Below are 12,550 nucleotides of genomic sequence, written 5' to 3' on the forward strand. Positions count from 1 at the left end.
GCAAGACGGCTGACCTCAATGTGATCGGGATCAATCGGCCCCTGATTTCAGCGCCAGCGCGGCGGCAAACGGCCCGATGACAGCGAAGAACAAGGTCAGCGCCACCAGAATCAGGAAAGGCGGCAGGAACGGATTGGGATCGTTGACCGCGCCATAGGCTGCCGAGACGCCGAAGATCAGCACCGGGATCGCCAGCGGTAGCACCAGCACCGACACCAGCAACCCGCCGCGCGGCAGCGCCACGGCGACGGCGGCTCCGACCGCGCCGATGAAGGCGATGGCCGGGGTGCCGACAAGCAGCGTCAGCGAGGTGGCGGCAATGCCGACCGGCTCGATATTCATGAACAGGCCGAGCAGCGGCGAGGCGATGACCAGCGGCAACACCGAGGCGGTCCAGTGCGCAAGGCATTTGACCAGCACGGTCAGCGCCAGCATGTGGCGGGATTCGGCAAGGATCATGAGGTCGAGCGAGCCGTCCTCGCGCTCGGCCTGAAACAGGCGGTCGAGGCCAAGCAGGCTGGCGAGTAGCGCGCCGACCCACAGGATCGCCGGGCCGATGCGCGCCAGAAGGTTAAGGTCCGGGCCGACGCCGAATGGCACCACGGCGACAACCGCGAGGAAGAACAGGACGCCGACCAGCGCTCCGCCGCCAGCGCGGATGCCGAGCCGCAGATCACGGACGAAAAGAGCTAGCATGTGGCGGTTTCCGTCGGGTGGATGGTGGGGTGAGCGTAACCTTTGGCAACCCCCTCTGGCCTGCCGGCCATCTCCCCCGCAAGGGGGGAGAAACGCATTGGCTCCGCTACCGCCCAACCGTAAGCCGAAATCAGCTGGAAAGGTCGTGCCAGCTTGTCTCCCCCTTTGAGGGGGAGATGGCCGGCAGGCCGGAGGGGGGCCGTCCAGAATAAAGCTCGCTGCGCCATCAGTCCGCCGCTCCCATCACCAGCGATTTGACGCCCTCAAGGCCAAGCGGGATGTGGGTGGCGGCGACGATCATGCCGCCATCTTCCAGATGCGCGCGCATCAATGCGGCGAACTGCTTTTCGGAGCGCGCGTCAAGCCCGGCGGTCGGCTCGTCGAGCAGCCAGATCGGGCGGTAGCTGACCAGGATCTTGGCGATGGCGATGCGGCGCTTCTGGCCGGTGGACAGATAGCCATAGGGCAGGTGGCCGACCTGCGGCAGCCCGACCATTTCCATGGCGTCCTCGATGTCGAGATGGGCGTTGCCGCAGAATTCCTGCCAGAATTGCAGGTTCTCCGTCACGCTCAGCGCGGTTTTCATGGCGTTGCCATGGCCCAGATAATGCAGCGCCGATGCGACATCTGGCCACGCCTCGCCGCCGCCCTCAAGCCGAATCGACCCGGCTGCGGCAGGCAGCAAGCCGGCGATGATCCGCAACAGCGTCGACTTGCCGGAGCCGTTGGCCCCCGTCACGATCAACGCTTCGCCGTCTGAGACCTCGAAGTCGATGCCGGAAAACACCTGTTCTCCGCCGCGTTCGCCGCCCAGCCCCTGCACCATCAGCCGCATTTTCAGATCTCCGCGCAGCTGACGCAATTCATGCGATGCAGCAAATTCACCCAGAACGGGTCTAGAATCATTTTAAGAACTTCTCTATATGCGGGGCAACCGTGCCAGCGGTCGGCATGGAAACCAATTTTGCGCCGAACCAGCGCGCGCGCCGCCTTGAACGGCCGGGTCGCATGGGAACGGACAGCGGAAATGACCGTACCCGCACCTTTGCGCGTGATGAACATGCACTGGCGTCCGTTACCTTTTCGGCAACCGAACGTTTAGGGGTCGCAGGTGTCGAATTCACTTGATAGTTTCAATTGTCGTCGCACGCTCACAGTGGGCGGCAAGGACTATGTCTATTTCAATCTGGTCGAAGCCGAGAAGAACGGTCTGGAGGGCGTTGCCCGCCTGCCATTCTCGATGAAGGTTCTGCTTGAGAACCTTTTGCGCAACGAAGACGGCCGCACCGTCACCAAGGAGGCGATCTCCGCGGTGGCAGCCTGGCTCAACGACAAGGGCACCGCAGGCGTCGAGATCGCCTACCGCCCGGCGCGCGTGCTGATGCAGGATTTTACCGGCGTTCCGGCGGTCGTCGATCTTGCCGCCATGCGTGACGGCATTGCCGCGCTCGGTGGCGATCCGCAGAAGATCAACCCGCTGGTGCCGGTCGATCTCGTTATCGACCACTCGGTGATCGTTGACGAATTCGGCACGCCGCTGTCCTTCGCCCGCAACGTGGAACTGGAATATGAGCGCAACGAAGAGCGCTACAAGTTCCTGAAGTGGGGCCAGCAGGCATTCCGCAACTTCCGCGTCGTGCCGCCAGGCACCGGCATCTGCCACCAGGTGAACCTCGAATATCTCGGCCAGGTCGTGTGGACCAATGACGAGAGCGGCGAGACCGTGGCTTACCCCGACACCTGCGTCGGCACCGACTCGCACACCACCATGATCAACGGCCTTGGCGTTCTGGGCTGGGGCGTCGGCGGTATCGAGGCAGAAGCTGCCATGCTCGGCCAGCCGGTCTCCATGCTCTTGCCGGAAGTCATCGGCTTCCGCCTGACCGGCAAGCTGAAGGAAGGCGTCACCGCGACCGATCTGGTGCTGACCGTCACCCAGATGCTGCGCAAGAAGGGCGTTGTCGGCAAGTTCGTCGAGTTCTTCGGCGAAGGCCTGTCGAACATGACGCTGGCCGACCGCGCGACCATCGCCAATATGGGCCCGGAATATGGCGCGACCTGCGGCTTCTTCCCGGTCGACAAGGAAACCATCCGCTACCTGACCACGTCGAGCCGCTCGGACGACCGCATTGCGCTCGTCGAAGCCTATTCGAAGGCACAGGGCATGTGGCGCGACGAGACGACCGCAGATCCGGTCTTCACCGACACGCTCGAACTCGACATGGGCACCGTCGTGCCGTCGATGGCCGGTCCGAAGCGTCCGGAAGGCCGCGCACCGCTGGAAGACATCGCGGCCAACTTCGCCGTGGCGCTCGAAGCCGAATACAAGAAGACCGTCGATCTCGCCAAGCGCTACGCTGTCGAGGGCGAAGCCTACGACATCGGCCATGGTGATGTGGCCATCGCCGCCATCACCTCCTGCACCAACACGTCCAACCCGTCGGTGCTGATTGCTGCCGGTCTTCTGGCCCGCAACGCCAACAAGGTCGGCCTCAAGCAGAAGCCGTGGGTGAAGACCTCGCTCGCGCCCGGCTCGCAGGTCGTTGCCGAATATCTCGAGAAGGCCGGTCTTCAGACCGAGCTCGACCAGATCGGCTTCAACCTGGTCGGCTTTGGCTGCACCACCTGCATCGGCAATTCCGGCCCGCTGCCGGCGCCGATCTCCAAGACCATCAACGACAAGGGCCTGATCGCCGCTGCCGTGCTGTCGGGCAACCGCAACTTCGAAGGCCGCGTCTCGCCTGACGTGCAGGCCAACTACCTGGCTTCGCCGCCGCTGGTCGTTGCCTACGCGCTGGCCGGAACCGTCACCAAGGACCTGACCACCGAGCCGCTCGGCGAAGGTGCCAACGGTCAGCCGGTCTACCTGAAGGACATCTGGCCGACCTCGCAGGAGATCAACGAGTTCATCGAGCAGTATGTGACCCGCGAAATCTTCGCGACCAAATATGCCGATGTGTTCAAGGGCGACGCCAACTGGCAGGCCGTGCAGGCTCCGGCCGGCGAGACCTATGCCTGGGACGACAAGTCGACCTATGTGCAGAACCCGCCTTACTTCGTCGGCATGGGCAAGTCGGCAACGACCGTGGCCCCGATCAAGGGTGCGCGCATCCTTGGCCTGTTTGGCGACAAGATCACCACCGACCACATCTCCCCGGCCGGTTCGATCAAGGCTGCCTCGCCAGCCGGCAAGTACCTCACCGACAATGGTGTGGGCGTTGCCGACTTCAACCAGTACGGCACGCGTCGTGGCAACCACGAAGTGATGATGCGCGGCACCTTCGCCAATATCCGCATCCGCAACCACATGCTGGGTGAGAACGGCAAGGAAGGTGGCTACACGATCCACTATCCTTCGAAGGAAGAGATGTCGATCTACGACGCTGCCATGCAGTACAAGGCAGAGGGCGTTCCGCTGGTCGTGTTCGCCGGCGTCGAATACGGCAACGGCTCGTCGCGTGACTGGGCTGCCAAGGGCACCAACCTTCTCGGCGTGCGCGCCGTGATCGCCCAGTCGTTCGAGCGTATTCACCGCTCCAACCTCGTCGGCATGGGCATCGTGCCCTACACGCTCGAGGATGGCACCAGCTGGGCTTCGCTCGGCCTCAAGGGTGACGAGACGGTCGAGATCGACGGCATCGACACCATTGCGCCGCGTCAGAAGATGGTCGCCAAGGTGACCTATGCCGACGGTTCGGTGAAGAACGTGCCGATCCTGTGCCGCATCGATACGCTGGATGAGCTCGACTACTTCAAGAACGGTGGCATCCTGCAATACGTGCTGCGCGACCTCGCCGCGTAAGACGTAAGCGACAGCATCACGAAAAGGCCGCCGGCGGAAACGCTGGCGGCCTTTTTCTTGGGTGTCTGAAATTTGGAGAGAGGCGTTCAGGCGACCTTGCGGGCCAGCGCGCAGCGCGACCACAGTGAGGACAGCGCGTGGGTCAGGTGCTCGATGTCGGCGTCGCTGTGCAGCGGCGTCGGGGTGATGCGCAGGCGCTCGGTCTTGCGCGGCACGGTCGGGTAGTTGATCGGCTGGACATAGATGCCGTGCTCATCGAGCAGAAGGTCGGAGATGAACTTGCACTTGGCCGCATCGCCCACCATCACCGGCACGATGTGGCTGTCATTGGCAAGCACCGGGATACCGTTGGCCTGTAGTTTGCGGCGCACCGCCCGGACCCGTTCGGCGTGGGCAAGGCGCTCCTGGCTGCTGGATTTGAGATGGCGGATCGAGGCGAGCGCGCCAGCGGCGACATGCGGCGGCAGCGCGGTGGTGAAGATGAAGCCGGAGGCAAAGGAGCGGATGAAGTCGCACAGGGCGGCCGAACCGGTGATGTAGCCGCCGACGACGCCGAACGCCTTGCCCAGCGTGCCTTCGATCAGGGTGATGCGGTCCGACAGCCCGTCGCGCTCGGCAATGCCGCCGCCGCGCGGACCGTACATGCCGACCGCGTGCACTTCGTCGAGATAGGTCATCGCGCCGTGCTTTTCGGCGACGGCGAGGATGTCGGCGATCGGGGCGATGTCGCCATCCATCGAATAGACGCTTTCGAAGGCGACGATCTTCGGGCGCTCCGGCCCGTATTCGGAGAGCTGGCGGTCAAGATCGGCGACGTCGTTGTGCTTCCAGATGCGCCGCTCGGCCTTCGAATGGCGGATGCCCTCGATCATCGAGGCGTGGTTGCCTTCATCGGAGAAGATGACGCAGCCGGGAATCGCCGCGCCGAGCGTCGACAGGCTGGCCCAGTTGGAGACGTAGCCGGAAGTGAAGAGCAGGGCGGATTCCTTGCCGTGCAGATCGGCCAGCTCGCGCTCCAGCAGGACGTGGTAATGATTTGTGCCGGAGATGTTGCGGGTGCCGCCGGCGCCTGCGCCGAAGCGGTCCAGCGCCTCGTGCATGGCGGCGATGACGGACGGGTGCTGGCCCATGCCGAGATAGTCGTTGGAGCACCAGACGGTGACGTCTGAAATGCTGCCGTCGCGGTGGCGACGGGCGGAGGGAAACGCGCCGGCATTGCGCTCAAGCTCGGCAAATACCCGATAACGGCCTTCATCGCGCAGGTCGTTCAGCTTCGTGGCGAAAAAGGCTTCGAAGTTCATGTCGGGATCCCCCCAGAGACTGCCAGTGTCGGGCGACAGCGCAGCAAGGTCAAGCCGCGCCGCCATCGCGGCCTGTCATGTCGCACCAGCGGGCAACTGGTCAAGGCTTCAAGATTGTTTTATGTCATAGCAATATCGCAGTAGCAGGAGTGCCCCTCGTGAAGCTTGATGACCTGATCGCCCTCGACATGCACACCCATGCGGAAGAGCCCTGCTGCGGCCACCGCGATGACGGCTATGACGAGTTCCAGGCCGGAATGGCGAAGTATTTCAAGAATCCGGCCGGCGCGAAAGGCATGCTGCCGACCGTTGAAGAGACGGCGGCCTATTATCGCGAGCGCAGGATCGGCTGTGTGATCTTTCCGGTCGATGCCGAGCGCGAGACGGGCTTTCGCCGCTACAAGAACGAGGAAGTGGCGGAGATCGCTGCCAAAAACAGCGACATCATGATCCCGTTCGCCTCGATCGATCCGGCCAAGGGCAAGATGGGCGCGCGCGAGGCACGCCGTCTGGTGCGCGAGTTCGGCGTCAAGGGGTTCAAGTTCCACCCGACGATGCAGGGCTTCTTCCCCAACGACCGTTCGGCCTATGTGCTCTATGAGGCGATCCAGGACGAAGGCGCGGTGGCGCTGTTCCATACCGGGCAGACCGGCGTTGGCGCGGGGATGCATGGCGGCATGGGGATGCGGCTGAAATATTCGCACCCGATGTATATTGACGATGTCGCGGTGGACTTTCCCGACATGAAGATCGTTCTGGCGCACCCGTCCTTCCCCTGGCAGGAAGAAGCGCTGTCGGTGGCGACGCACAAGCCCAACGTCTATATCGACCTGTCGGGCTGGTCGCCGAAATATTTCCCGCCGATCCTGGTGCAGTACACCAATTCGCTCCTGAAGAAGAAGATGCTGTTCGGGTCCGACTGGCCGGCCATCACGCCGGATCGCTGGCTCGCCGATTTCGAAAAGCTCGAGATCAAGGACGACGTGCGTCCGCTGGTGTTGAAGGACAATGCGGCACGGCTGCTCAATCTGAGCTGATCATCGGAGCGGGGAAGATGTCATGCCGCGCTTTTCGATCAATGCCAGCGTGATGCTGACCGAGCATGAGCTGCCGGACCGGTTTGGTGTGGCAGCTGATCTCGGCTTTGACGGCGTCGATCTGCAGTTTCCCTATGACCATGATCCCGACCTGTTGGCAAAGCGGGCGGCTTCCGCTGGCGTCGAAGTGGTGCTGGTCAACGTGCCGGCTGGCGATCTGATGCAGGGCGGCGACGGGCTTGCCTGCGTGCCGGGGCGCGAGGCGGATTTTGCGGCAGCGCTGGCCAGGGCGCGCGACTATGCCAGCGCGCTGGGGTGCAAGCGCGTCAACGTGTTGTCGGGCCGGGTGCCGCAAGGCGTTGCCGAGGCGGCGGCGCGCAGGGTGCTGGTCGACAATCTGCGGCGGGCGGCGGATTTTTTCGCGCCGGAGGGCGTCGCGGTGATGATGGAGCCGTGCAATACGCGTGACGTGCCGCGCTACCTCGTCAGCCGGACGGCTCAGGCGCTGGAACTTCTTGACGAAGCAGGACACGACAATCTGTGGCTGCAGTTCGATTTTTATCACCGGCAGGTGATGGAGGGCGATCTGATCGAGGGATTTCGCGCGGCCCTGAAGCGCATCGCGCATGTGCAGTTTGCCGATACGCCCGGACGCCATGAGCCGGGAACCGGTGAGATCGCCTATGAACAGGTGTTCAAGGCCATCGACGCATCGGGCTATCAAGGCTGGGTCGGCGCGGAATATCGTCCGTCAGGCGCGATAGAACAAACGCTGGGCTGGATGCGGCGTTAGAGCTTTGCTTTTCACCACCAGCCTACTTTTGCTGGAGTTGTTCTAGCGCTCGTCGCTAGACTCCTTGTCATCCAGCAGAATGCGTGCGGCGGCTCCGTCGAGATCTTCATATTGGCCGCTGCGCAGCGCCCACAAAAAGGCGATCAGCGCCATGGCACCAAGAAACAGCGCAATCGGAATGAGATAGATGAGAATACTCATCTGCTGGCCTCTGCCGCACGCGTGAAGGTGGAAGAAGAAGCCGAGACGTCCTCGATGCTGGCGGGGCTGCGCAGGCGCAGCGCATTGCCGATGACGACGATCGACGAGCCTGACATCGCGATGGCGGCGACCAAGGGCGTGACGTAGCCCAAAAGTGCGATCGGCACGGCAACGACGTTGTAGGCGAAGGCGAAGTAGAGGTTCTGGCGGATCAGGCGCGCAGCACGACGCGAGACTTCCAGCGTCAGCGGAACGGCTTTCAGACTGTCGCGCAGGAAGACGAAGTCGGCGGCGTTGCGGCCAATATCGGCAGCGGTGGCGGGGGCCATCGAGACGTGGGCAGCGCTGAGGGCAGGGGCATCGTTGAGCCCGTCGCCAACCATCAGCACGTTGCGGCCCGCAGCCTGCAATTCCTCGATCCGCCCGACCTTTTCGGCCGGAAGCAGGCCGGACTGCCACGCATCAAGCTGAAGCTCGGCTGCAACACGGGCGCAGGCGGCCTGCGTGTCACCCGACAACATCTCGACCGGGCCAATAGCGGTCTTGAGCGCGGCGACCGTGGCGCGCGCGTCAGTGCGCAGCCGGTCCTGGAAATTGAAGGTGGTAAGCGCTTTGCCGTTGAAGGCAAGGACGGTGCCCTCCTCGTTGCCATTGCCGGCCCAGCCGGCGCGGCCAAGCCGCCAGACATCAGCGCCGGAACGCGCTTCCATGCCAAAGCCGGGGAGTTCCTCGATGGCGTCAAATTCAGGCGCGGCACCAAAGCCGCGATAGGCCGCGATTGCCTGCGACATCGGGTGGCGCGAGCTGGCTGCCAGCGAAGCGGCGACTTCCATGTGCTCGGGTGCGATCTCGCTGGCATTGACCAGCACCGGCTGGCCAAGCGTCAGCGTGCCGGTCTTGTCGAAGATGACGGCCCCGGCTTCGGTCATGCGTTCAAGCGCCGCGCCATCGCGCACCATGATGCCGTTTTCGTAAAGGCGGCGCGCGGCCATGATCTGGACGATCGGCACGGCCAGACCCAGCGCGCAAGGGCAGGTGATGATGAGGACGGCAATGGCGATGGTGGCCGAATGGTGCCAGTCGCCGGTGAGGATGACCCAGCCGATGAAGGTGAACAGCGCGGCCAGATGCACGACCGGCGAATAGAGCGTCGCGACGCGGTCGGCAATGCGCCGGTAGCGGGCGCGCCCACCCTCGGCGGCTTCCATCAGCCGGACCATTTCGGCGAGGAAAGACGACGACGCGGTGGCGGTTGCTTCCAGTGTGAGCGGACCGGTGAGGTTGAGCGCGCCGGCCTGAATTTGGGAACCGACCGAGACGGCCTGCGGCGCGCTCTCGCCATTGACCAGCGAGCAGTCGAGGTCGGACGTGCCGGACAGGATGCGCGCATCGACCGGGATGCGCTCGCCGGCGGCGACCAGCAGCTGCATGCCGGGCTCGACCTCGTTGACGGGCCGGTAGTCGCGCGATCCGTCCGCGCCAAGAACCAGTGCGCCGCGCGGGGCAAGGCGGGCAAGGCCGGCAACCGCAGCGCGCGCCTTGTTGCGCATCACATGGTCGAGCGTGCGGCCGATCAGCAGGAAAAACAGCAGCGTTGCCGACGCGTCGAAATAGGCATGGCTGCCGGAATGGATGGTGTCGTAGATCGACAACGCATAGGCCATGGTGATGCCGACGGCGATCGGCACATCCATGTTCATGCGGCCATGGCGCAGCGCGCTCCAAGCCGAGCGGTAGTAGATGCCGCCGGCAAGAACCATCGCCGGCAGGACGATGAGCGCGGACACCCAGTGGAAGAGGTCGCGCGTCGCTCCTTCCGCTCCGGACCAGACCGACACCGACAGGAGCATGATGTTGCCGGCGGCAAAGCCGGAAACGCCTAGCGCGACGAGCAGCTGGGTCAGCGTCTTATCCTTCTGGCCGGAATTGTCGTCGAAGAGATTTGGCGGATAGCCAAGGCGCGCGAGCGTGCCAACGATGGGCGGCAGCTGGTCGCCACGCCAGCGCACGCTGACCCGTCTTGTCGACAGGTTGACGCGGGCGCTCTCGACGGTGTCGAGCTTGCGCAGGCTGTTTTCGACCGACTGGATGCAGGCGGCGCAGTGAACGCCTGGAACCGACAATTCGACCTGATGCATGCCTTCGCCAAGATCGCGGGCGGCGAAAGCCACCTCGTCGTCGGATGGCAGGATGCTGCCGACGCCGGCAAGGTCTTCAGTTCCGGGCGCGCAGCAACTCATTTCGTCGTTCCCTCGCGAAGCAGCACGCGCGTTGCCTCGTGCCACGGCGTGGCGTCGGCGGCGATCGCATTGGTCTCGATGATCCAGCTGCCGTCGCGCAGCTGGATGTCGGCGGAAAGCCCACCCTTGGCATCGGGGCTGAGGGTGACGAGCGTGTCTTCCGCGTCGCTGACCGGACGGCGCAGGCTGGCGGTGCCTTCGGACAAGGCCACCTGCTTGCCATCGGCGTCGTGCACGGTGAAGGTGACGCGCCCGTCGGCGATGGCGACGCTGGAGGTCCAGTTGAGCGCGGCCTGCTCGCGGGCGGCTTGCGTCTTGTCGTTGAACTCCAGCCCGGCGACGTAGGAATTGCGCACCACAAAGCCGGTCCAGGACGTGTTGGCGAAGACGGCCATGGTGATGTTGACCGCGATGATGACGCCGAAGAAGGCGAACATCACGGCCAGCATGTGAAGGCCGGTGAAGCCGCGCGAGGGGGAGGCGGGTCTGCTCATCGGGAAATCTCCGGGGCCTCGAAGGTCGCCTTGTAGGTGGCGGTGTCGACGTTGGTGGTATCCTCGACGATGAAGTCGAAATTCTGGACCCGGCCTTCGACGAGATCGCGTGGCTGGCGGACATAGATCTTCAGCGTACGCAGACGATCCGGCTCCAGCTCGACGGAGAAGCTGCGCGCCTCGGGGATGTCCATGCCGACGACGCTCATGCCGCCGCCTTCAAGACCGTTCATCCGGACGGTGACAACGCGGTGTTCCGGCACCTTGTTGAGCAGCTTGACGGTGTAGCCGTTGCGCACCGCACCGTCCGACAGGACGACATATTGCGGGTTGCGGTCGGCAAGGACGTTGACCTCGAGATTGTCACGCGTGACGAGCGCATAGAGCAGCATCATGCCGATCAGCGCCCAGCCGCCGAAATAAAGGAAGGTGCGCGGACGAACCAGCGAGGACAGGCGGAAATGGGCGATGCGGTCGATGAAACCGCCGCCTTCCTTGCGTACCAGCGAAGGCTTGATCTCATGGGCGCCATTGCCGGTGGCAAGGCCCATATTGTGATTGTAGTCGCCAAGCGTGGTGTAGGAGATCAGGCCGCGCTCGCGGCCAAGCTTGTCCATCACGCTGTCGCAGGCGTCGATGCACAGCGCGCAGGTGATGCATTCGAGCTGCTGGCCCTCGCGGATGTCGATGCCCATCGGGCAGACGACGACGCAGGCATTGCAATCGACGCAATCGCCGGCCTCCAGCCCCTGGGCTGCGCTGCGCTTGGCACCACGGGTGCGCGGCTCGCCACGCCAGTCATTATAGGTGACGGTGAGCGAATGCTCGTCGAGCATCGCCGCCTGAATGCGCGGCCATGGGCACATATAGGTGCAGACCTGTTCGCGCATCAGGCCGCCGAAGACATAGGTGGTGGCGGTGAGGATGGCGACGGTGATGTAGGCGATCGCGGGGGCCTGGCCGGTGGCAAAGTCGAACAGGAGAGTGCGCGCGTCGGCGAAATAGAAGATCCACGCGCCGCCGGTGGCGACCGCGATGGCGACCCAGGTCGCGTGCTTGGCGGTGCGAAGCGCAAGCTTGCGCGCGGTCCACGGACCCTGATCGAGCTTGATGCGCGCGTTGCGGTCGCCTTCGATGAAGCGCTCGACGACGAGGAACAGGTCGACCCAGACGGTTTGCGGACAGGTATAGCCGCACCAGGCGCGCCCGACCGTGGAGGTGACGAGGAACAGCCCGAGCCCGGCCATCACCAGAAGGCCCGCGACAAGGAAAAATTCCTGCGGCCAGATCTCGATGAAGAAGAAGTAGAAACGGCGATTGGCGATGTCGACGAGGACCGCCTGATCGGGCGCATAGGGGCCGCGGTCCCAGCGGATCCACGGCGTCAGGTAGTAGATCCCCAGCGTGACGATCATGATCAGCCACTTGAAGTTCCGGAACGAGCCGTTGGCCCGTTTTGGGAAAATCTTCTTGCGGGCCGCGTAGAGTGGCTGGCGGGTCTTGGCCGAGTTGACGGCCTCCGCGTCGTGACGCTCGAACTCAACTGCGTTCGACATTACATTCTCCGGGCTGGGGGACTGATCAGCACTTTTCAGATGCATTGTTCCGGCCGGGACTAGCCTTGATCTACATCAAAGACCAGATGGGGCGGTTTGTCTCGCCTGCTGCGACAATAACGCCTATCAAAGACGATAAAACGAGGTTTTTGATGAACGGAAACGACTTTTTCCGGCCCCTGTGGGTCCGCGCCGCAATCGTCGCGATCTGCGCCGCATGGACAGTGTTCGAGTGGCACAATGGTGAGAGCGGCTGGGCGGCGCTGGCCGGCGCGGCGACGCTTTATGGCGTGTGGAGCCTTCTCATCGCCTACCGCCCGCACGACCCAAGCCCGTAGGACAATCCCGCTTTTCCGCGAACCGCGGAAGTGCGTGGCCCAAAGAAAAAGGGAGATACCGAGGGGCCACTCAGTATCTCCCCAAAACACCC

General features: G+C 63.8%; 12 protein-coding genes. 4 read left to right on the forward strand and 8 right to left on the reverse strand.

The genetic code is table 11. The features are described from left to right. Positions 1 to 30: 30 nt before the first annotated feature. The 3 genes from ccmB to BMZ42_RS03550 all read right to left on the reverse strand — a co-directional run bounded on the left by ccmB (position 31) and on the right by BMZ42_RS03550 (position 1,758). Complete coding sequence (gene ccmB, locus BMZ42_RS03535) at positions 31 to 696, reverse strand: heme exporter protein CcmB (protein WP_091518703.1); 666 nt, start codon at positions 694 to 696, stop codon at positions 31 to 33. A 226-nt stretch (positions 697 to 922) separates the two neighbouring features. Next, a complete protein-coding gene (ccmA, locus tag BMZ42_RS03545; RefSeq protein ID WP_091518707.1) occupies positions 923 to 1,531 on the reverse strand; it encodes a heme ABC exporter ATP-binding protein CcmA in 609 nt (202 codons plus the stop codon). A 2-nt stretch (positions 1,532 to 1,533) separates the two neighbouring features. Continuing rightward, complete coding sequence (locus tag BMZ42_RS03550; protein ID WP_091518710.1) at positions 1,534 to 1,758, reverse strand: hypothetical protein; 225 nt, start codon at positions 1,756 to 1,758, stop codon at positions 1,534 to 1,536. A gap of 49 nt (positions 1,759 to 1,807) precedes the next feature. On the opposite strand from BMZ42_RS03550, the gene acnA reads away from it, so the two are divergent. Next, on the forward strand, positions 1,808 to 4,498 hold the full coding sequence (gene acnA / locus BMZ42_RS03555) for an aconitate hydratase AcnA (protein ID WP_091518712.1): 2,691 nt from the start codon (positions 1,808 to 1,810) through the stop codon (positions 4,496 to 4,498). Positions 4,499 to 4,584: 86 nt separating this feature from the next. Here acnA and hemA read toward each other — a convergent pair whose 3' ends face one another. Beyond that, positions 4,585 to 5,799 carry a 5-aminolevulinate synthase gene (hemA, locus tag BMZ42_RS03560; RefSeq protein ID WP_091518968.1) on the reverse strand — a complete coding sequence of 405 codons (1,215 nt, stop codon included), beginning with the start codon at positions 5,797 to 5,799 and terminating at the stop codon, positions 4,585 to 4,587. Positions 5,800 to 5,987: 188 nt separating this feature from the next. Here hemA and BMZ42_RS03565 point away from each other — a divergent pair, with 188 nt between their 5' ends. Continuing rightward, positions 5,988 to 6,836, forward strand: a complete 849-nt coding sequence (locus tag BMZ42_RS03565) for an amidohydrolase family protein (protein WP_175556626.1) — start codon at positions 5,988 to 5,990, stop codon at positions 6,834 to 6,836. A 22-nt stretch (positions 6,837 to 6,858) separates the two neighbouring features. Next, positions 6,859 to 7,629 carry a hydroxypyruvate isomerase family protein gene (locus tag BMZ42_RS03570; RefSeq protein WP_091518717.1) on the forward strand — a complete coding sequence of 257 codons (771 nt, stop codon included), beginning with the start codon at positions 6,859 to 6,861 and terminating at the stop codon, positions 7,627 to 7,629. 42 nt (positions 7,630 to 7,671) lie between these two features. Here the strand turns inward: BMZ42_RS03570 and ccoS are convergent, their stop codons facing one another. Genes ccoS through ccoG form a run of 4 tightly spaced genes read right to left on the reverse strand, consistent with a single transcriptional unit; the run spans position 7,672 to position 12,120 of the window. After that, a complete protein-coding gene (ccoS, locus tag BMZ42_RS03575; protein WP_091518719.1) occupies positions 7,672 to 7,830 on the reverse strand; it encodes a cbb3-type cytochrome oxidase assembly protein CcoS in 159 nt (52 codons plus the stop codon). Beyond that, entirely contained in the window at positions 7,827 to 10,070 is a 2,244-nt protein-coding gene (locus tag BMZ42_RS03580; RefSeq protein ID WP_091518721.1) for a cation-translocating P-type ATPase, read from the reverse strand. Before BMZ42_RS03580 ends, ccoS begins: the two co-directional genes overlap by 4 nt. Next, the gene (locus BMZ42_RS03585; RefSeq protein WP_091518723.1) at positions 10,067 to 10,564 is read right to left on the reverse strand and encodes a FixH family protein; all 498 of its coding nucleotides are present in this window, start codon (positions 10,562 to 10,564) and stop codon (positions 10,067 to 10,069) included. The genes BMZ42_RS03580 and BMZ42_RS03585 overlap by 4 nt, the downstream gene beginning before the upstream one ends. Further along, positions 10,561 to 12,120, reverse strand: coding sequence for a cytochrome c oxidase accessory protein CcoG (ccoG, locus tag BMZ42_RS03590; RefSeq protein ID WP_091518726.1), 1,560 nt, complete (start codon positions 12,118 to 12,120; stop codon positions 10,561 to 10,563). Before ccoG ends, BMZ42_RS03585 begins: the two co-directional genes overlap by 4 nt. A 152-nt stretch (positions 12,121 to 12,272) precedes the next feature. On the opposite strand from ccoG, the gene BMZ42_RS03595 reads away from it, so the two are divergent. After that, positions 12,273 to 12,458, forward strand: coding sequence for a hypothetical protein (locus BMZ42_RS03595; RefSeq protein ID WP_091518728.1), 186 nt, complete (start codon positions 12,273 to 12,275; stop codon positions 12,456 to 12,458). Positions 12,459 to 12,550 lie beyond the last annotated feature (92 nt).

Source organism: Aquamicrobium aerolatum DSM 21857 (assembly GCF_900113935.1).
GTDB classification, from domain to species: Bacteria; Pseudomonadota; Alphaproteobacteria; order Rhizobiales; family Rhizobiaceae; genus Aerobium; species Aerobium aerolatum.

Coding starts and splice junctions, on each gene's coding strand:
- ccmB (WP_091518703.1), bottom strand. CDS start 696: ATGCTAGCTCTTTTCGTCCGTGATCTGCGGCTCGGCATCCGCGCTGGC.
- ccmA (WP_091518707.1), bottom strand. CDS start 1,531: ATGCGGCTGATGGTGCAGGGGCTGGGCGGCGAACGCGGCGGAGAACAG.
- BMZ42_RS03550 (WP_091518710.1), bottom strand. CDS start 1,758: ATGTTCATCACGCGCAAAGGTGCGGGTACGGTCATTTCCGCTGTCCGT.
- hemA (WP_091518968.1), bottom strand. CDS start 5,799: ATGAACTTCGAAGCCTTTTTCGCCACGAAGCTGAACGACCTGCGCGAT.
- BMZ42_RS03565 (WP_175556626.1), top strand. CDS start 5,988: ATGCACACCCATGCGGAAGAGCCCTGCTGCGGCCACCGCGATGACGGC.
- BMZ42_RS03570 (WP_091518717.1), top strand. CDS start 6,859: ATGCCGCGCTTTTCGATCAATGCCAGCGTGATGCTGACCGAGCATGAG.
- ccoS (WP_091518719.1), bottom strand. CDS start 7,830: ATGAGTATTCTCATCTATCTCATTCCGATTGCGCTGTTTCTTGGTGCC.
- BMZ42_RS03580 (WP_091518721.1), bottom strand. CDS start 10,070: ATGAGTTGCTGCGCGCCCGGAACTGAAGACCTTGCCGGCGTCGGCAGC.
- BMZ42_RS03585 (WP_091518723.1), bottom strand. CDS start 10,564: ATGAGCAGACCCGCCTCCCCCTCGCGCGGCTTCACCGGCCTTCACATG.
- ccoG (WP_091518726.1), bottom strand. CDS start 12,120: ATGTCGAACGCAGTTGAGTTCGAGCGTCACGACGCGGAGGCCGTCAAC.
- BMZ42_RS03595 (WP_091518728.1), top strand. CDS start 12,273: ATGAACGGAAACGACTTTTTCCGGCCCCTGTGGGTCCGCGCCGCAATC.